The following is a 17,100-nucleotide window of genomic DNA, read 5'->3' as shown; positions in this document are numbered from 1 at the left end:
CTCAGTGGTGGATGTCGCGGCGGGCCTGCAGGAGCTTGAGCACCTGCTCCACGGCCAGCTGCAGTGCGGCGGCCAGGGCCACGTAGATCGCGGTGGTGCGCAGGTAAGGGCCGAACCACTGGGCGTAGTTCTGTGCCCATCCGGCCACGGTCGGCTCGGCCACGTTCTGGCTGGTCCAGTAGAAACCGCCCTGCGCCAGCAGATGGCACAGCGCCACCGACGCCACCAGCAGCAAGGCACCCTTGCCCAGCACCGACCACTGCGCGCTGCGGTAGTTGCGGCCCAGCAACATGCCGCCGGCCCACATCGCGAAGTAGGCCGGCAACAGCAGCCAGTAGCCCGGCGATACGCAGTAGTGCTGCCAGAAGTCGAGGCCGCTGCTGCGGATCACGATCCAGTCGACCAGCACCGCGAACACCATCAGCAGCGGGAATGCCCAGCGGGTCCAGCGGGCGAGATAGAAGCCGCCGATGAAGAACACCGCCCAGGAGGCGTCCGGGATTGCCGCGAAGTGATTGACGCGGGTCGCAGCCAGCAACAGCACGAGCACTGACAGGACGAAGGCGCGGGGGGCGGAGTCGGACATGGCGGTGGGCCGGAGCGGATTCAGGTTTCATTCTAGCCCGGCGCGGCGCTTGGCGCAGGCGGGGCGGCGTGGGGCATGCCGGCGCGGCGAGGGCGTATCATGCGCCCATGAGTGAACGACATGACGTGCTGATCGTCGGTGGCGGTCTGGTGGGTGCCAGCCTGGCCATCGCCCTGGACCGCCTGGGCCGCGACGTGGGCCTGCTCGAAGCCAGCCCGGCCGGGGAACTGCCGGCGGTGTTCGACCAGCGCAACCTCAGTTTTGCCGCCGCCACGATCAACGCGCTGACCGCGCTGGGGGTCATGCAGAAGCTGTCGATGGCGCCCGGTCCGATCCGCCGCATCCATGTCAGCCGCGCCGGCGATTTCGGCCGGGTGCAGCTCGATGCCGCAGAGTACGACCGGCCATGGTTCGGCCAGGTGGTGGTGGCGCGTGATTTCGGCCAGGCGCTGGAAAGCCGGCTGCAGGAGTTGTCACGGCTGCGCCGCTACCGGCCGATGCGTTTCCTTGGCCTGGGCGAGGTGATTGACGGCTACCGCCAGGTGCGGGTGGCCGATGACAGTGGCGAGCGGGTGCTGCTGGCGCGGCTGGTGGTCGGTGCCGACGGCACCAGCAGCGGCGTGCGCGATGCGTTGGGCATCGACGTTGATCGCCACGACTTCCAGCAGACGCTGTTCGTGGCCCGCGTGCGCAGCCAGCGCGCGCCCGATGGCACCGCCTGGGAGCGTTTCACCGATACCGGCCCGACGGCGTTGCTGCCGCGTGGCGACCGCCATTTCGGTACTGTGCACGGGGTTGCCCGTGACCAGGCAGAGGCGGTGATGGCGCTGGACGACACCGCCTGGCTGCAGCGCCTGCAGCAGGCCATCGGCTGGCGGGCGGGCCGCCTGCTCGACTCCGGCCCGCGCAGTGCCTATCCGCTGATCCAGGTGCTGGCGCGCGCGCTGGTGGGGGAGCGCACGGTGCTGCTGGGCAACGCCGCGCAGACCATCCACCCGCTGGGTGCGCAGGGTTTCAACCTCGGCCTGCGCGACGCATTGACGTTGGCCGAGCTGCTGGAAGTGGAGGGTGATGCCGGCAGCGATGCACTGTTGCGATCCTACGTGGACCGCCGCGAAGAAGATCGACGGCAGACGGTGGCGTTCTCCGGCGGCCTTGCCCGGCTGACCAGCAATCCGGCGCCGCTGCTGCGCCCCCTGCGCAGCCTGGGCCTGGTGGCCGCACAGCGCGCCTCGGTGCAGTCGATGCTGGTTGGTGGTGCGATGGGCTTCCGTGGCGATGTGCCGCGCCTGTGCCGTGGAGAAGCCGCATGAACCGGCGCGCACGCCTGGACGTGGCCATTGTGGGCGGCGGTGTGGTCGGCGCCGCCTGTGCGCTGGCGCTGGCCGATGCCGGCCTTGCCGTAACGCTGGTGGAAGGGCGTGAACCGGCACCATGGCAGGCCGCACAGCCGGATCTGCGGGTGTTCGCCTTCGCCGCCGACAACGTGCAGTTGCTTGAGCGTCTCGGCGTGTGGCCGACGATCGCCCAGGCACGCGCCTGGCCATACCGGCGCATGCAGGTGTGGGACGCGGCCGGTGGCGACGACCTGCTGTTCGACGCCGATCGCTTCGGCCGTCGCGAGCTGGGTTTCATCGTCGAGAACGGCTTGCTGCAGGATCGCCTGTGGGCGGCGCTGCCGGCAGCTGGCGTGGAGCTGCATTGCCCGGCGCGCGTGGAAGCGCTTGAGCAGGACGAGCACGCTGTGCGCCTGCGCCTGGATGATGGCCGTCGCATCGAAGCCGCACTGGCGGTGGCTGCCGACGGCGCTGAATCGACCCTGCGCGGACTGGCCGGGATCGAGGTCGAGCGCCACGATTACCAGCAGCGCGGTGTAGTCGCCTATGTGGACAGCGAGCTGCCCAACCAGGCCACGGCCTGGCAGCGCTTCCTGCCGACCGGTCCGCTGGCGCTGTTGCCGGTGGCCGAGCGCCGCAGTTCCATCGTCTGGACATTGCCCGACGACGAGGCCGCACGCGTACTGGCCCTGGACGAAGACGCATTCAATCGTGAACTGACCCGCGCTTTCGCCGCGCGCCTGGGTGAACTGCGGCTGGCCTCGCCGCGCGCGGCCTTCCCGCTGCGCCGGCAGCTGGCCCGCCACTACGTGGCCGGTCGCGTGCTGGCGCTGGGCGATGCCGCCCACGTGGTGCATCCGCTGGCCGGGCAGGGCGTCAATCTTGGCCTGCGCGATGTCGCCGCCCTGCAGCACTGGCTGGCGCCGTCGGCCGAACGGCGTGGACAACCCCGGTTGTCGCCGCAGCGCGTGCAGCGCTGGGCGCGTGAGCGTCGCAGCGACAACCAGATCGCCGCCTACAGCTTCGACGCGATCAACCGGCTGTTCTCCAACGACGAGATGCACCTGACCCTGGCGCGTGGCCGCGCGCTGGGCTGCGTAGGCAAGTGGCCGCCGCTGGTACAGGCCTTCTGGAAGCGCGCCGCAGGGGTGTGACCGACGGCGCCGTGCGCGGTCATCCGCCGGTAGCGCCGGGCCATGCCCGGCGAGCGCGCAGCGCGGTTCACCGATCCCGCCGGGCATGGCCCGGCGCTACCGGAATCGGTTCAATCGATCAGCCAGCCGGCAAGGTCAGCGCGGTCCAGCTTGCCGCGACGCTTGCTGTCCAATGCGTTGAACTCATCGTAAAGCGCTGGATTGGCCAGTGCTTCGTCACGGCTGATGAAACCATCAGCATTCACGTCCAGCTCGGCGAAATGGATGCGGTACTGGCCGACCACGCTGGCCGGCGCCAGCGAGCGCACCGTTACCGGGGTTTCGCCCAGCGGCACCACGATGTCGACGCTGCCGGTCACGCGGCCGGCCGACAGTGACTGCTGTCGGACCACGCCACTGTCATCGCGCAGCGGAGCACTTTGTGCCGGTTGCGGGCGCGCCGGTTGTGCCAGTGCTGGCGACGCCAGCACCGCGGTACACAGCAGCAGGGATATGCGCAGGGTGTTCATCAGCGCAGCGGCGACGCCAGCACCGTGATTTCCTCACGGTCGTGGTACAGCTGCTTGGCACGTACCACCAGCGGCTTGCCGGCCTGCTCCTGGAACAGGTCCAGGCACAGGCGGGTTTCATCCCAGCGCTTCTTCATCGGCAGCTTCAGGTTGAAGATCGCGTGCCTGCACCAGCCCTCGCGGAACCAGGTGGCCATGCGTTCGGCGACGCGACGCGGCTGCTCGACCATGTCGCAGACCATCCAGTCCAGCGGCTGCTCCGGGTGCCAATGGAAGCCATCGGCGCGCAGGTGTTCGACCAGGCCGGTGTCCAGCACGTGCTGGCGCAGCGGGCCGTTGTCGATGCTCAGCACATGCACGTGCTGGCGGGTCAGTACCCAGGTCCAGCCGCCGGGTGCCGCGCCCAGGTCGGCCGCACGCATGCCCGGACGCACCAGCGCCTCGCGTTCTTCCGGGGCGAGCAGGGTCAGCAGCGCTTCATCCAGCTTCAATGCCGAACGCGAAGGCGCGTCGGGCAACAGCTTCAGGCGCGGAATGCCCAACGCCCAGGGTGCACTGTCGTCCGGGTTGGCCACGCAGATGAAGGCATGCGTGCCATCGACGAACACCACGTGCAGGCGCGGCAAGCGTGCGTTGGGTTTGTCGCTGAGTTTGCCGGCCTTGCGCAGCGCCGGGCGCAGGGCATTGCCGAAGGCACGCGCGAGCCCGGACAGCGGTTTGCCGGCGTCCGAATCGGGATGCTCCACCCACAGATCACCGAAGCGCGGCGCATCGGCCAGCACGTCCAGCATCGGCGTGATGCGGTCGGCCGGATCCAGCTGCGGCAGCTCGGCCAGCACCACCAGCTTCTGGCGGGCGAAGATCAGCTCGCGCCACGGCAGTCGCGGTGCAAGCGCTGCGGCTTCATCGCACATGAAGAGCACATAGCCGTCGTTGCGCTGGGTACGGGCGTAACCGGCAAAACCGGCGGCGCCTGCGCGGAACTGCAGTTCGCCGGCCAGCTCGGGCTCGAAGCCCTGCCGGCACAGGCACAGCAGGCCGATGCCGGCCTCAGTAACGGGCGCCATCGCTTTCCCCATAGGCACGCAGCACGCTGCGCGCCGCATCGCGGTTCAGGCCCTGCACCACTTCGATGCCGCGCTTGTTGAGCTCGCCCACCCAGTCGGCCGGCAGCGGGCCTTCATCGAACGGGGTCAGTTCTTCCACGTCGGCCGAACTGGCGCCGATCAGCAGGCGGTCGATGCCGGCCCACACGGTGGCGCCGTAGCACTGGCAGCACGGCTGCGAGCTGGTGGCCAGGGTGATCGGCGACAGCACCGCGTTCAGGCGCGGGGTCTGCAGGCGCTGCTGGGCCAGCATGTAGGCCATGTTCTCGGCGTGCGCCAGCGAGGTCGAATGCGGCATCACCCGGTTCACGCCGGCAGCGATCACCTTGTCATCCGGCCCGAACACCACGGCGCCGAACGGGCCGCCACTGGCGTGGTCGACGTTCAGCCGCGACAGCTCGATCGCCAGCGCGACCTTGGCCTCGTCGCCCGGATATCGACGATCCAGGTCGATCTGGTCGTGGATCCAGGCGGGAAGGGTCAGGTGGACTTGCGCGTACAGCATCGCGGGGGTGCCTCGTTGGGAGTGAAAGGAACAGGTGCAACAGATGTCGGCGCGCAGTGTAGCGGCAGTGGCATGTACCGGGCGTGCGCGCTGGATTCAGGCCGCTGAGGGTGAGCCGGTGCGGATCACCACGTACTGCTTGCGGAATTCCAGCCCCGCCTGCGGCCAGCGCGCAGCATAGGCGCGCAGCAGCGGCAGGGCAGGGGCGAAGTCATGGCCGTTGACCCGGCAGTCGGCTTCGCACTGGCCCTGCTCGTCGCGCGAAGCGAACAGACGGATGGCCAGGAAGTGATGAGCCTTCAGCAGATCGTCGAAGGCGTCGATGCTCCTGGTGAACAGGCAGCAGGGGCAGGAGCCGTGGTCGTCTTCGCTGCACGCAGCAGCGTCGTCCAGTTCGCGGGCGCGGTAATGGGCCAGCGGTCCCAGCACCACGGTGCGCTCGTGTTCCCGGCCGTCTTCGTTGGTCGGGTAGGTCAGTCCCATCATCGGCAGATCCGGTGCGTCTTCAGCGCCGATGGCGGCCTGCAGGGTCGCCAGATCCACCCGCACCCAGGTCTCGAAGCCGGACAGCAGGGATTCCTGTTCGGTTGCGCCATTGGCGTGCTGGTATTCGAACAGGCCATCGGCGAACAAGCCCGCGTGACGGGTCTCGATGACGGTGGAGGTCTGCCAGCCGCCGTTGTCGCGTTCGTTGCTGGCGACACCGTGCGGTGTCAGGTGCAGGCCACTGTCGAGCAGCAGTCCGTCGTCCTCGACGGTGCAGGCGATGTCACGGCCCAGCAGGACCTGTTGCAGCAGCGGCAGAAGTGCACTCGGGGCAGCGGACATGGCAGGGCCTGATGGGTAGGAAAGAACGGACGATGATGGCGGTATCCGCTGCACAGCGGCAGTGCGTGCCACGTGCGCAGCACGGCCGGGCCGCGTCCGCTGGTCGGCGCTGCGGCTTCACGGGATGGGGCACTCGCCGGGATGACGCGGGCGCCTGTGCGGCGCCCGCGCAGGTGCTCAGGCCGACCAGGTGTCGCGCAGGGTCACGCTGCGGTTGAACACCGGCTTGGCTGCGGTGTGGTCGCGGCGGTCGGCAACGAAGTAGCCGGTGCGCTCGAACTGGAACGACTGTTCCGGCGCCGCGGTGGCAGCCGCCGGCTCGACATAGCCGATGACGGTGCGACGTGATTCCGGATTGAGGTAATCGCGGTAGGTCTTGCCTTCCGATTCATCGTCCGGGTTCGGCACCGAGAACAGGCGGTCATACAGGCGGATCTCGGCCGGCACGCCGTGCACCGCGCTGACCCAGTGGATGGTGCCCTTGACCTTGCGGTTGGCGCCTTCCATGCCCGGACGCGACTCCGGATCCAGCCAGCCGCGCAGTTCGGTGATGGTGCCGTCGGCATCCTTGATCACTTCATCGCAGCGGATGATGCCGGCGCCGCGCAGGCGCACTTCGCCACCGGGAACCAGGCGCTTCCAGCCCTTCGGCGGCACTTCGGCAAAGTCCTCGCGGTCGATCCACACTTCACGTGCGAACGGCACTTCGCGGGTACCGAAGCTTTCGTCCTTCGGGTGGTTGCTGAAGGTCAGCTGCTCTTCGTGGCCGTCGGCCAGGTTGGTCAGCACCAGCTTGACCGGGTCGACCACGGCCATGCGGCGCGGCGCGGCACTGTCCAGGTCTTCGCGCAACGCGCCTTCCAGCACGCTGAAATCGATCAGCGAATTCTGCTTGCTGATGCCCACGCGCTCGGCGAACAGGCGCATCGCCGCCGGCGTGTAGCCACGGCGACGCAGGCCCTGCAGGGTCGGCATGCGCGGGTCTTCCCAGCCGTCCACCAGCTGTTCGGTGACCAGCGCCATCAGCTTGCGCTTGCTCATCACCGTGTAGTTGATGTTCAAGCGCGAGAACTCGATCTGGCGCGGCTTGGCCGCTTCGCGCGGCAGGCCGGCGTCGACCAGCGGCTGGGTCAGCGCGTCATCGTGGGCGAAGTCGACGTTGTCCACGCACCAGTCGTACAGCGGGCGGTGGTCTTCGAACTCCAGCGTGCACAGCGAGTGGGTGATGCCTTCGATCGAATCGCCCAGTGCATGGGCGAAGTCATACATCGGGTAGATCGGCCAGGCGTTGCCGGTGTTCTGGTGTTCGACGTGCTTGATGCGGTACAGGGCCGGATCGCGCAGGTTGATGTTGCCGCTGGCCATGTCGATCTTGGCGCGCACGGTGCGCGCGCCATCGGGGAATTCACCGGCGCGCATGCGGCGGAACAGGTCCAGGTTTTCCTCGACGCTGCGGTCGCGCCACGGCGAGGGCCGGCCCGGTTCGGTCAGGGTGCCGCGGTAGGCGCGCACTTCCTCGGCCGACAGGTCACAGACGTAGGCCTTGCCGTCGGCGATCAGCTTCTCGGCGGCCAGGTAGTAGGCGTCGAAGTAATCCGACGCATGGCGCAGCTCGTTCCACTCAAAGCCCAGCCAGCGCACGTCGTCCTGGATCGCGGCCACGTACTCCGGGTCTTCCTTGGCCGGGTTGGTGTCGTCGAAACGCAGGTTGCAGACGCCGCCGAACTCGCCGGCGACGCCGAAGTTCAGGCAGATCGACTTGGCATGGCCGATGTGCAGGTAGCCGTTCGGCTCGGGCGGGAAGCGGGTCTTGATCGCCTGGTGCTTACCGCTGGCCAGGTCCTCGCGCACGATCTGGCGGATGAAATCGCGCTTCTCGTGGCTGTCGGCGGGGGTCTCGGGGCTGGCGGGGGTGTGCTCTGACATGAGTCGGCGAAAGAAAGGCAGAAAGATTGCCAGTCTAACGCTTACCGGGAAGGGCTGCCCGGGGGGGGCCGCTGCGCTCGCCGGGCATGGCCCGGCGCTACCATCCCGCACCGGTAGCGCCGGGCCATGCCCGGCGAGCGCAGCGGCACCATTCAGCCCCCGGGCGTATGCTGGAATCCTGTCCCACGGAGCTGCCGCATGCACATCGTGTACAAGGCCGACAATCTGTTCGACGCCCACCTGGTCAAGCACGCGCTGGAAGACGCCGGCATCCCGGCGTTCGTGTTCGGCGAGTCGCTGCTGGGCGGCATGGGCGAGCTGCCGCTGTTCGGCGTGCTTCGGGTCGGTATCCCCGACGCCGCGCGGCCACAGGCCGAAGAGATCGTGGCGGCGCTGGACTTGGGCCACGCCGCAGACGCCCCCATTTCAGATGCCGACGACATTGCCGGGCTTCCGGCGTAGGAGCGCATCATGTTGGGAATCGGACAGGGCATCCTCGGCATCGGGGCCTTCAAGCAGCGCCTGCCGCGCCCGGAAGAGGCTTTGCCGGGCCGCGACCAGCCGCTGCCGCTGCACAGCAACCAGCACTTCGTGAACAGCCATCCGTTGAAGGACCGTTTCGCCGGCCTGCAGCAGATCCGCTTCGCGCTGGGCTGCTTCTGGGGCGCCGAGCGCAAATTCTGGAACGAGCCGGGCGTGTACAGCACCTCGGTGGGCTATGCCGGTGGAATCACCCCGAACCCCACCTATGAAGAGGTCTGCTCGGGCCTGACCGGCCACACCGAGGTGGTGCAGGTGGTGTTCGACCCGGCGGTTGTCAGCCTGGAGCGGCTGCTGCAGCTGTTCTGGGAAAGCCACGACCCGACCCAGGGCATGCGCCAGGGCAACGACACCGGCACCCAGTACCGTTCGGCGATCCACGCCACCGACGAGGCCCAGTACGCCGCGGCGCTGGCCAGTGGCGAGGCCTACCAGGCGCAGCTGGCTGCAGCGGGGTATGGCCCGATCACCACCGAGATCGTGTATCCGGCACCGGCGTACTACTACGCCGAGGACTATCACCAGCAGTACCTGGCCAAGAACCCGAACGGCTACTGCGGCATTGGCGGTACCGGCGTGAGCTGCCCGATCGGGTTGGATGTGGAGGTGCCGCGCTGACGCGCGGTGGTCCGCCTGCGGCGGGCAGAAGCCAAAGCCAAAGCCAAAGCGGCTCTGGGTTTCTGTGGGTTGGGCGGGGCGGTGTGGGTTGGCAGGACACGCCGTGAACCCCCCTCCGGGGTCCGGCCCAGCCGCTGGCGGCTGTGCGTTCGGGCGCTTGCGAAGCAGTGCTTCGCAAGCAAAGCGCCCTCACCCATGGGGGCTCGATGGCGCCATCCATGGCGCCAACGGTCCTGCCAACCCACACCGCCCCGCCCCCGACCGTTTCCCGGTGACGGTGGGCAAGAGCATGGGCTACTGACGAACTGATGGAAAACAAAAAGGACGCGGCGTTCGCCGCGTCCTTTTTGTTTGTTTGTTTGCTTGTGAGCAAGCGCAGCGCGCGACCCGCTTCTGCTCTTCTTTTCTTTCTTCCGTGGCGGACCGCCGCAGGAAACTGTCGAAGGCAGGGTGGGTAGGCCGTGCAGGGGCGTGAGCCGCATGGATGCGGCGACCGAGCTTACATGGACGTACTTGCAGCGTCCCCTGCACGGCCTACCCACCCTGCCAAACGCATGACCCGCTCTTCGCGACCCAGCCCCCCGCCACGAGGGGCTCAGCCGTTGGCTGGAATCACAGTTCCGAGCGAATGCGCTCGCGCAGCGCCTGCAGATCCTTGGCAAACGCATCGATACCGGTCGCCAGCTTCTCGGTCGCCATCGGATCGGCGGCCAGGTCGGCTGCGAACTTCGCCGCGTCGATCGGCGTCACCTGCACCGTTTCAGCGGCACCGGCCACCAGCTTGCGCGGCAGCGCGCCGTGGTCGGCGTCGAGCTTCTCAAGCAGGTCCGGCGAAATGGTCAGGCGGTCGCAGCCGGCCAGCGCTTCGATCTGCGCGGTCGAACGGAACGAGGCGCCCATCACCACGGTCGGCGAACCGCGGCGCTTGAATTCGGCATACACCCCACGCACGAACACCACGCCCGGGTCCTCGTCGATGTTCGCCGGGGTCTGGCCGTTGGCCACGTACCAGTCCAGGATGCGGCCGACGAACGGCGAGATCAGGAACGCACCGGCTTCGCTGCAGGCCAGCGCCTGGGTGGGGTTGAAGATCAGGGTCAGGTTGCAGTCGATGCCTTCGGCCTGCAGCACGCGCGCGGCTTCCACGCCTTCCCAGGTCGCAGCGATCTTGATCAGGATCTTCTCGCGCGGCACGCCGGCATCGGCATACATCTGGATGAATTGACGGGCCTTGGCCACGGTCGCGGCGGTGTCGTGGGCCTGGTCGGCATCCACTTCGGTGGAGACGCGGCCCGGCACCAGCGTGCTCAGCAGCGCACCGACGCCGATGGTCAGGCGGTCGGCCACGGCGTGCACCACGGCCTCGCGGTCGCCGCCCTGCTGGCGGCCCCAGGCCAGTTCGCGTTCGATCAGTTCCGCATAGACCGGCAGGTCCAGCGCCTTCTTCACCAGGGTCGGATTGGTGGTGCAGTCCACCGGCTGCAGGCGCTTGATCGCCTCGTAGTCACCGGTATCGGCAACGACCACGGACAGTTCGCGCAGCTGGGACAGTTTGGACGGGGTACTCATTACGGCTCCTGGTGCGGGGATTGCAGGGAAACTGATCGCGCGCGGTTCGCAGCGCAGGTCAGGGACGGTCGTTGTGGACCGCGCTCACGCGCAGCCGCAGCTTGCGGCCGCCCGGGGCGGTCCAGTCGATGCTCTGGCCAACGGCCAGGCCAAGCAGGGCGCTGCCGACGGGCGCCAGCACGGACACCTTGCCTTCATCGACATTGGCTTCGCGGGGGAAGACCAGGGTCAGGACATGCTTCTCGCCCGACACTTCATCTTCGCACTCCACGCGCGAATGCATCATGACGATGCCTTCGGGAATCTGGTCTGGCGGCAACACGGTTGCGCGGTTGAGCTCGTCGGCAAGCGTACGCGCGGCCGGCGTCTGGCTGTGTGCCGGGGATTCGAGCATGGCGTCCAGGCGGTCCATGTCGAGGGTGGAAACAGTGATCGACGGCGGAAGGCCGCTGGCGGTGTTCATGGTGACGCTCCTTGGTTGAAAGCCATGCAAAAGGCGGCACCTGCTGGCGCCGCCTGACTGTATTGTGGGGACAAATGCGGCCGGAATCGACTCCCGCCGGTTTCGATGCCCGGCTGCGGTGTCTCAGCCGTTCAGCACCGGCGTGGGCGGGGTGGCAGCATCGCCGCTTGGCGGGGCCAGCGCCTCCAGCGTGAACAGCGCATCGGGCAGGCGCTTGAACTGCTCGGCCAGCTCCATCAGGAACTCGTTCATTGCCGAGCTGCGCCGCCAGATCATGGCGATGCGACGGCTGGGACGGCCCTCGCCGACGAAGTCGAGCAGGCGGATGTTGTTCGAGCGCGGCACCGGCGGCTGTACCGACAGGCTGGGCAGCAGGGTGATGCCCACGTCGGCGGCGACCATCTGTCGCAGCGTTTCCAGGCTGGTGGCGCGGAATTCGGATTTTTCGTTGGCGCCGAACAGGCGACAGACTTCCAGCGCCTGGTCACGCAGGCAGTGGCCGTCTTCCAGCAGCAGCAGCTTCTGCGTGGCCAGTTCCTGTACGTCCAGATGCTCGCGCGTGGCCAGCGGGTGGCGGCCGGATACGGCCAGCAGGAACGGTTCCTCGAACAGGAATTCGGCGTGCAGCTGGTCGTCGATCACCGGCAGTGCCAACAGCGCGGCGTCGAGCCTGCCTTCGCGCAGGCGCTCCAGCAGCACATCGCTCTTTTCCTCCACCAGCAGCAGTTCCAGCTCGGGGAAGCGCGTGCGGATGCGCGGAATCACGTGCGGCAACAGATACGGGCCCAAGGTGGGGAAGATCCCCAGGCGCACCGTGCCCGCTTCGGGATCGCGGCTGCGTCGCGCCGCTTCCTTCAGCTGCTCCACTTCGGCCACGATCACCCGTGCCCGCGCGGCCGCTTCGTGGCCGGCGGGGGTCAACATCACCTTGCGCGGTGCGCGTTCCACCAGCGGCAGGCCCAGTTCCTCTTCCAGCTTGCGGATCTGGGTCGACAGCGTTGGCTGGCTGACGAAGCAGGAGGCGGCGGCCCGGCCGAAGTGCTTGTGATCGGCCAGGGCCACCAGGTATTTCAGGTCACGCAGGTTCATCCTCAGACCTCTCGGGGTACTGCACCGGCAGGGTGTGCCCAGCCGGTCGATGGTGCTCCCGATGGCCTGGGAACGTTGGATCAGGCCGCTTCGGCCACCGCACCGCTGCTCTTGGGAACCGAGGAGCGGATCAGGTGATCGAAAGCGCTCAGTGCGGCGGTCGAACCGGCGCCCATCGCGATGATGATCTGCTTGTAGGGTACCGTCGTGCAATCGCCTGCGGCGAACACACCCGGCAGATTGGTCTGCCCGCGGTCATCGATGACGATCTCGCCACGCGGCGAAAGGGCCACGGTGTCCTTCAGCCATTCGGTGTTCGGCAGCAGGCCGATCTGCACGAAGATGCCTTCCAGTTCGACGCGATGGGAGTCGCCGCCGACACGGTCCTTGTAGACCAGGCCGGTGACGCGGCTGCCGTCGCCCAGCACTTCGGTGGTCTGCGCGCTGGTCAGCACGGTGACATTGGCCAGGCTGCGCAGCTTCTTCTGCAGCACTTCGTCGGCACGCAGGCTGGAATCGAACTCCAGCAGGGTCACATGCGACACGATGCCGGCCAGATCGATGGCCGCTTCAACGCCGGAATTGCCGCCACCGATCACCGCCACGCGCTTGCCCTTGAACAGCGGGCCATCGCAGTGCGGGCAGTACGCCACGCCCTTGTTGCGGTACTGGTCTTCGCCGGGCACGTTCATCTGCCGCCAGCGCGCGCCGGTGGACAGGATCACCGAGCGCGACTTCAACACCGCGCCGTTTTCCAGCTGCACCTGCACCAGGCCGTCTTCGCCAGCGGGCACCAGCGCACTGGCGCGCTGCAGGTCCATGATGTCGACTTCGTACTCGCGCACGTGCTGTTCCAGCGCCGTGGCCAGCTTCGGGCCTTCGGTCTCCTTCACCGAAATGAAGTTCTCGATCGCCATGGTGTCCAGCACCTGGCCACCGAAACGCTCGGCGGCGATGCCGGTACGGATGCCCTTGCGCGCGGCATAGATCGCCGCAGCGGCGCCGGCCGGGCCACCACCGACCACCAGCACGTCGAAGGCGTCCTTGGCGGCGATCTTCTCGGCATCGCGCTTGCTGGCGTTGGTGTCCAGCTTGGCCACGATCTGCTCCAAGGTCATGCGGCCCTGGTCGAACACCGCGCCGTTGAGGTAGACGGTCGGCACCGACATGATCTCGCGCTGCTCGACTTCCTCCTGGAACAGCGCGCCGTCGATGGCCACGTGCTGGATGCGCGGGTTGAGCACCGCGGCCAGGTTCAGTGCCTGCACCACGTCCGGGCAGTTCTGGCAGGACAGCGAGAAATAGGTTTCAAACCGGTAGTCGCCTTCCAGGTTCTGCACCTGCTCGATCAGCTCGGCAGTGGCCTTGGACGGATGCCCGCCGACCTGCAGCAGGGCCAGCACCAGCGAAGTGAACTCGTGGCCCATCGGCAGGCCGGCGAAGGTCAGGTGGATGTCCTGGCCCGGCGTGCCCAGGTCGAAGGACGGCACGCGGCCATGGCCGTCGCGCAGCACCTGCAGCGAGATCTTGTCCGACAGGCTTTCCAGGGTCTGCAGCAGTTCCAGCATCTCCTGCGACTTGGCACCGTCGTCGGCATGCGCGGTGATCTGGATCGGGCGGGTCACGCGCTCCAGATAGGTCTTCAGCTGCGACTGCAGGTTGGCGTCCAACATGGTCTTCTCCTGGCTTCAGGCAAAACGGGGGCGTGGCACCGCTGTAGAAGGTAGCGGACCAGCGAGGGGGTAGGGGTGAACCCAAGAGGACAGCGCGGACCTGTGGAAGGGGCGATGCGGGCGCGGCCGTCTTGGGTTCACCCCCACGCCGGCGATGTGGCCGGCACGGGGATGGGCGCGCCGCAGCGTGGGGCTGCGGCAGGCCGGTGCTGCTTTAGATCTTGCCGACCAGGTCCAGCGACGGGGTCAGGGTCTTCTCGCCTTCCTTCCACTTGGCCGGGCAGACCTGGTTCGGGTTGGCGGCGGTGAACTGGGCAGCCTTCAGCTTGCGCAGGGTCTCGGAGACGTCACGGGCGATCTCGTTGGAGTGGATCTCCAGGGTCTTGATCACGCCTTCCGGGTTGATGATGAAGGTGCCGCGCAGGGCCAGGCCTTCTTCTTCGATGTGCACGCCGAAGGCGCGGGTCAGCTGGTGGGTCGGGTCGCCGACCAGCGGGAACTGGGCCTTGCCCACGGCCGGCGAGGTTTCGTGCCAGACCTTGTGCGAGAAGTGGGTGTCGGTGGTGACGATGTAGACCTCGGCGCCGGCCTTCTTGAACTCGGCGTAATGGTCAGCGGCGTCTTCGATCTCGGTCGGGCAGTTGAAGGTGAAGGCTGCCGGCATGAAGATCAGGACCGACCACTGGCCCTTCAGGGTGCTGTCGGAGACCTTGATGAACTCGCCATTCAGGTAAGCGTTGGCTTCGAACGGCTGGATCTGGGTGTTGATCAGGGACATCGTTTTTCCTCTGGGTGAAGGGGAGTGGGTGAATCGACAGGACCTAGGTTACTGGTTCCATTTCGATAAGGACAATGCATTGATTACATCTATTTGATAGATGCAGTCTATTGATGTGCGCTGAGCCGGCAATGAATCAGGCCACCTGCATCCTGCAACCCGCTGTATGACAAGGGAAATCATCAGCGGCTGCGGAAACCGGTCGATAGGTCTCTCATATCCCACCGCAGCGAATCCCGCCCCAGCGAACCTGAACGGTATCCAGACTCTACAATTGCGGGCCCACCGCCCGCGCCAGTGCCTGCCATGCCCGCCGATTTCGAACCGTCCCTGCGCCAGGTCGTGGCCGACGCCAGCGGCCGCCTGGGGGGCGTAGAGGCCCGTCATGAAGCGGAGCTGCTGCTGCTGCATGTGCTGCAGCGACCGCGCAGCTGGTTGTTCGCGCACGCCACCGATCCACTGCCCGCCGCCGAGCAGGCCGCGTTCGAGGCCTTGCTGGGCCGGCGCCTGGCTGGCGAGCCGGTGGCCTACCTGACCGGCCGTCGTGGTTTCTGGACCCTCGATCTGGAAGTCGACCCCGCCACTCTGATTCCGCGCCCGGAAACCGAACTGCTGGTGGAACTGGCGCTGGAGCGGCTGCCGCCGGACCGTGCACTGCGGTTGGCCGATCTTGGCACCGGCAGCGGCGCGATTGCATTGGCCCTGGCCAGCGAACGACCGCAGGCGCAGGTGCTGGCCACCGACGCCAGTTCCGCTGCGCTGGCGGTGGCGGCCCGCAACGCCGCGCGCCACGAGCTGGGCAACGTGCGTTTTGCTGAAGGTGGTCACGACTGGTACGCGCCGCTGCACGGTGAACGCTTCGACCTGATCGCCAGCAATCCTCCCTATATCGCGAGCGACGACCCGCACCTGCAACAGGGCGACCTGCGCTTCGAGCCGGCCACGGCGCTGGCCTCGGGCGTTGATGGGCTGGACGACATCCGTCGCATCATCGTCGGCGGCGGCGACCACCTGCAGCCCGGCGGCTGGCTGCTGATCGAGCACGGCTGGGACCAGGGCGATGCCATCGGCGCGCTGTTCGAGCAGGCCGGCTACATCGACGTGCAGACCGTGCAGGACCTGGAGCAGCGCGACCGGGTCACCCTGGGCCGGCGACCGGCCTAGAATGGGGGTTCTCCTGCCAAGGGCAGGGCACCACCACGGAGCTGCAAGCATGCGTACGCTGTACCCCGCCATCACCCCTTACGACGTCGGCACCCTGAAGGTCGACGACCGCCACACGCTGTACTTCGAACAGTGCGGCAACCCGGACGGCAAGCCGGTGGTGATGCTGCATGGTGGGCCCGGCGGCGGCTGCAGCGACAAGATGCGCCAGTTCCACGACCCGGCCAAGTACCGCATCATTCTGTTCGACCAGCGCGGTGCCGGTCGTTCCACCCCGCATGCCGATCTGGTGGACAACACCACCTGGGACCTGGTGGCCGACATCGAGAAGCTGCGCGAGCACCTCAAGGTCGATCGCTGGCAGGTGTTCGGTGGCAGCTGGGGCTCGACCCTGGCGCTGGCCTATGCGCAGACCCATCCGCAGCGCGTGACCGAACTGGTGCTGCGCGGCATCTTCATGCTGCGCCGCTGGGAGCTGGAATGGTTCTACCAGGAAGGCGCCAACCGCCTGTTCCCGGATGCGTGGGAGCACTACCTCAAGCCGATTCCGGCGGTGGAACGCCACGACCTGATTTCGGCCTTCCATCGCCGCCTGACCAGCGAAGACGAAGCAACGCGCTTGGACGCGGCCAAGGCCTGGGCGGTGTGGGAGGGCGCAACCAGCTTCCTGCACGTGGACGACGACTTCATCAACAGCCATGAAGACCCGCACTTCGCGCTGGCGTTTGCCCGCATCGAGAACCACTACTTCGTCAACGGCGGTTTCTTCGAAGTGGAAGACCAGCTGCTGCGCGACGCGCACCGCATCGCCGACATCCCGGGCGTGATCGTGCACGGCCGTTACGACGTGGTCTGCCCGCTGGCCAATGCCTGGGACCTGACCAAGGTGTGGCCGAAGGCGAAGCTGGAGATCACCCCGGCCTCGGGGCATTCGGCGTTCGAAGCAGAGAACGTCGACGCGCTGGTGCGTGCCACCGATAGTTTCGCCTGATCGTGGGGTAGTGCCGGCCGCTGGCCGGCAACGCCTTACCGGTAGCGCCGGGCCATGCCCGGCGGCTTTTGCGTTGAAACGCTCATCCACGCGCGGCGTGTATCTACCACGGCCCAGTAGAGCCAGGCCATGCCTGGCTGCTTTTGCGTTGAAACGTTCATCCACGCAAGGCGTGGATCTACTACGGCCCGGTAGAGCCAGGCCATGCCCGGCGGCTTTTGCGTTGAAACGTTCATCCACGCATGGCGTGGATCTACTACGGCC

The 17,100-nt window shown here is 67.4% G+C and carries 17 protein-coding genes; 6 read left to right on the top strand and 11 right to left on the bottom strand.

Features of this window, described 5'->3' with window-relative positions; all coding sequences use genetic code 11:
* Window position 1 precedes the first annotated feature (1 nt).
* Window positions 2-586, bottom strand: coding sequence for a hypothetical protein (locus tag ABIA73_RS16440; protein ID WP_025877927.1), 585 nt, complete (start codon window positions 584-586; stop codon window positions 2-4).
* A 107-nt stretch (window positions 587-693) separates the two neighbouring features.
* On the opposite strand from ABIA73_RS16440, the gene ubiH reads away from it, so the two are divergent.
* Window positions 694-1,899, top strand: coding sequence for a 2-octaprenyl-6-methoxyphenyl hydroxylase (gene ubiH, locus ABIA73_RS16435; protein WP_154879417.1), 1,206 nt, complete (start codon window positions 694-696; stop codon window positions 1,897-1,899).
* Window positions 1,896-3,077, top strand: a complete 1,182-nt coding sequence (locus ABIA73_RS16430) for a UbiH/UbiF family hydroxylase (protein WP_059066055.1) — start codon at window positions 1,896-1,898, stop codon at window positions 3,075-3,077. Before ubiH ends, ABIA73_RS16430 begins: the two co-directional genes overlap by 4 nt.
* Window positions 3,078-3,187: 110 nt before the next feature.
* Here the strand turns inward: ABIA73_RS16430 and ABIA73_RS16425 are convergent, their stop codons facing one another.
* The 5 genes from ABIA73_RS16425 to ABIA73_RS16405 form a co-directional block, all read right to left on the bottom strand.
* A complete protein-coding gene (locus tag ABIA73_RS16425; RefSeq protein WP_279208917.1) occupies window positions 3,188-3,586 on the bottom strand; it encodes an EF-hand domain-containing protein in 399 nt (132 codons plus the stop codon).
* Window positions 3,586-4,653: a 23S rRNA (cytidine(2498)-2'-O)-methyltransferase RlmM gene (gene rlmM / locus ABIA73_RS16420; RefSeq protein ID WP_025877934.1), complete on the bottom strand. Its 1,068-nt coding sequence runs from the start codon at window positions 4,651-4,653 to the stop codon at window positions 3,586-3,588. The genes ABIA73_RS16425 and rlmM overlap by 1 nt, the downstream gene beginning before the upstream one ends.
* Window positions 4,637-5,197 carry a nucleoside deaminase gene (locus tag ABIA73_RS16415; RefSeq protein ID WP_033830398.1) on the bottom strand — a complete coding sequence of 187 codons (561 nt, stop codon included), beginning with the start codon at window positions 5,195-5,197 and terminating at the stop codon, window positions 4,637-4,639. Before ABIA73_RS16415 ends, rlmM begins: the two co-directional genes overlap by 17 nt.
* 96 nt (window positions 5,198-5,293) lie before the next feature.
* Window positions 5,294-6,025: a DUF6348 family protein gene (locus tag ABIA73_RS16410; protein ID WP_059066058.1), complete on the bottom strand. Its 732-nt coding sequence runs from the start codon at window positions 6,023-6,025 to the stop codon at window positions 5,294-5,296.
* A gap of 177 nt (window positions 6,026-6,202) precedes the next feature.
* A complete protein-coding gene (locus tag ABIA73_RS16405; RefSeq protein WP_025877940.1) occupies window positions 6,203-7,951 on the bottom strand; it encodes a glutamine--tRNA ligase/YqeY domain fusion protein in 1,749 nt (582 codons plus the stop codon).
* Window positions 7,952-8,149: 198 nt separating this feature from the next.
* Here ABIA73_RS16405 and ABIA73_RS16400 point away from each other — a divergent pair, with 198 nt between their 5' ends.
* The gene (locus tag ABIA73_RS16400) at window positions 8,150-8,413 is read left to right on the top strand and encodes a putative signal transducing protein (RefSeq protein ID WP_025877942.1); all 264 of its coding nucleotides are present in this window, start codon (window positions 8,150-8,152) and stop codon (window positions 8,411-8,413) included.
* Window positions 8,414-8,443: 30 nt separating this feature from the next.
* Window positions 8,444-9,109 carry a peptide-methionine (S)-S-oxide reductase MsrA gene (gene msrA, locus ABIA73_RS16395; protein WP_033832046.1) on the top strand — a complete coding sequence of 222 codons (666 nt, stop codon included), beginning with the start codon at window positions 8,444-8,446 and terminating at the stop codon, window positions 9,107-9,109.
* 612 nt (window positions 9,110-9,721) lie between these two features.
* Here the strand turns inward: msrA and ABIA73_RS16390 are convergent.
* The 5 genes from ABIA73_RS16390 to ahpC all read right to left on the bottom strand — a co-directional run bounded on the left by ABIA73_RS16390 (window position 9,722) and on the right by ahpC (window position 14,681).
* Window positions 9,722-10,678, bottom strand: a complete 957-nt coding sequence (locus ABIA73_RS16390) for a transaldolase (protein ID WP_025877945.1) — start codon at window positions 10,676-10,678, stop codon at window positions 9,722-9,724.
* 58 nt (window positions 10,679-10,736) lie between these two features.
* The gene (rnk, locus tag ABIA73_RS16385; protein ID WP_025877946.1) at window positions 10,737-11,141 is read right to left on the bottom strand and encodes a nucleoside diphosphate kinase regulator; all 405 of its coding nucleotides are present in this window, start codon (window positions 11,139-11,141) and stop codon (window positions 10,737-10,739) included.
* Between the two features lie 123 nt (window positions 11,142-11,264).
* Window positions 11,265-12,230, bottom strand: coding sequence for a LysR substrate-binding domain-containing protein (locus ABIA73_RS16380; protein ID WP_025877947.1), 966 nt, complete (start codon window positions 12,228-12,230; stop codon window positions 11,265-11,267).
* A gap of 80 nt (window positions 12,231-12,310) precedes the next feature.
* Window positions 12,311-13,903: an alkyl hydroperoxide reductase subunit F gene (ahpF, locus tag ABIA73_RS16375; protein WP_354276028.1), complete on the bottom strand. Its 1,593-nt coding sequence runs from the start codon at window positions 13,901-13,903 to the stop codon at window positions 12,311-12,313.
* Between the two features lie 214 nt (window positions 13,904-14,117).
* The gene (gene ahpC, locus ABIA73_RS16370) at window positions 14,118-14,681 is read right to left on the bottom strand and encodes an alkyl hydroperoxide reductase subunit C (RefSeq protein ID WP_025877950.1); all 564 of its coding nucleotides are present in this window, start codon (window positions 14,679-14,681) and stop codon (window positions 14,118-14,120) included.
* A 306-nt stretch (window positions 14,682-14,987) separates the two neighbouring features.
* Here ahpC and prmC point away from each other — a divergent pair, with 306 nt between their 5' ends.
* Window positions 14,988-15,845 (top strand): peptide chain release factor N(5)-glutamine methyltransferase, encoded by an 858-nt coding sequence (gene prmC / locus ABIA73_RS16365; protein WP_218788734.1) that lies wholly within the window; start codon window positions 14,988-14,990, stop codon window positions 15,843-15,845.
* Between the two features lie 49 nt (window positions 15,846-15,894).
* On the top strand, window positions 15,895-16,836 hold the full coding sequence (gene pip / locus ABIA73_RS16360; RefSeq protein ID WP_032977488.1) for a prolyl aminopeptidase: 942 nt from the start codon (window positions 15,895-15,897) through the stop codon (window positions 16,834-16,836).
* Window positions 16,837-17,100 lie beyond the last annotated feature (264 nt).

The organism is Stenotrophomonas sp. 2694 (genome assembly GCF_040548715.1).
GTDB lineage: Bacteria > Pseudomonadota > Gammaproteobacteria > Xanthomonadales > Xanthomonadaceae > Stenotrophomonas > Stenotrophomonas indicatrix.
The sequence above is the reverse complement of the archived record's forward strand: the minus strand, read 5'-3'. Positions and strand labels throughout refer to the sequence as shown.

What these genes read in the sequence shown, in the direction of transcription:
- ABIA73_RS16440 (WP_025877927.1), bottom strand. Translation starts at nt 586, where the DNA reads ATGTCCGACTCCGCCCCCCGCGCCTTCGTCCTGTCAGTGCTCGTGCTG.
- ubiH (WP_154879417.1), top strand. Translation starts at nt 694, where the DNA reads ATGAGTGAACGACATGACGTGCTGATCGTCGGTGGCGGTCTGGTGGGT.
- ABIA73_RS16430 (WP_059066055.1), top strand. Translation starts at nt 1,896, where the DNA reads ATGAACCGGCGCGCACGCCTGGACGTGGCCATTGTGGGCGGCGGTGTG.
- ABIA73_RS16425 (WP_279208917.1), bottom strand. Translation starts at nt 3,586, where the DNA reads ATGAACACCCTGCGCATATCCCTGCTGCTGTGTACCGCGGTGCTGGCG.
- rlmM (WP_025877934.1), bottom strand. Translation starts at nt 4,653, where the DNA reads ATGGCGCCCGTTACTGAGGCCGGCATCGGCCTGCTGTGCCTGTGCCGG.
- ABIA73_RS16415 (WP_033830398.1), bottom strand. Translation starts at nt 5,197, where the DNA reads ATGCTGTACGCGCAAGTCCACCTGACCCTTCCCGCCTGGATCCACGAC.
- ABIA73_RS16410 (WP_059066058.1), bottom strand. Translation starts at nt 6,025, where the DNA reads ATGTCCGCTGCCCCGAGTGCACTTCTGCCGCTGCTGCAACAGGTCCTG.
- ABIA73_RS16405 (WP_025877940.1), bottom strand. Translation starts at nt 7,951, where the DNA reads ATGTCAGAGCACACCCCCGCCAGCCCCGAGACCCCCGCCGACAGCCAC.
- ABIA73_RS16400 (WP_025877942.1), top strand. Translation starts at nt 8,150, where the DNA reads ATGCACATCGTGTACAAGGCCGACAATCTGTTCGACGCCCACCTGGTC.
- ABIA73_RS16390 (WP_025877945.1), bottom strand. Translation starts at nt 10,678, where the DNA reads ATGAGTACCCCGTCCAAACTGTCCCAGCTGCGCGAACTGTCCGTGGTC.
- rnk (WP_025877946.1), bottom strand. Translation starts at nt 11,141, where the DNA reads ATGAACACCGCCAGCGGCCTTCCGCCGTCGATCACTGTTTCCACCCTC.
- ABIA73_RS16380 (WP_025877947.1), bottom strand. Translation starts at nt 12,230, where the DNA reads ATGAACCTGCGTGACCTGAAATACCTGGTGGCCCTGGCCGATCACAAG.
- ahpF (WP_354276028.1), bottom strand. Translation starts at nt 13,903, where the DNA reads ATGTTGGACGCCAACCTGCAGTCGCAGCTGAAGACCTATCTGGAGCGC.
- ahpC (WP_025877950.1), bottom strand. Translation starts at nt 14,681, where the DNA reads ATGTCCCTGATCAACACCCAGATCCAGCCGTTCGAAGCCAACGCTTAC.
- prmC (WP_218788734.1), top strand. Translation starts at nt 14,988, where the DNA reads ATGCCCGCCGATTTCGAACCGTCCCTGCGCCAGGTCGTGGCCGACGCC.
- pip (WP_032977488.1), top strand. Translation starts at nt 15,895, where the DNA reads ATGCGTACGCTGTACCCCGCCATCACCCCTTACGACGTCGGCACCCTG.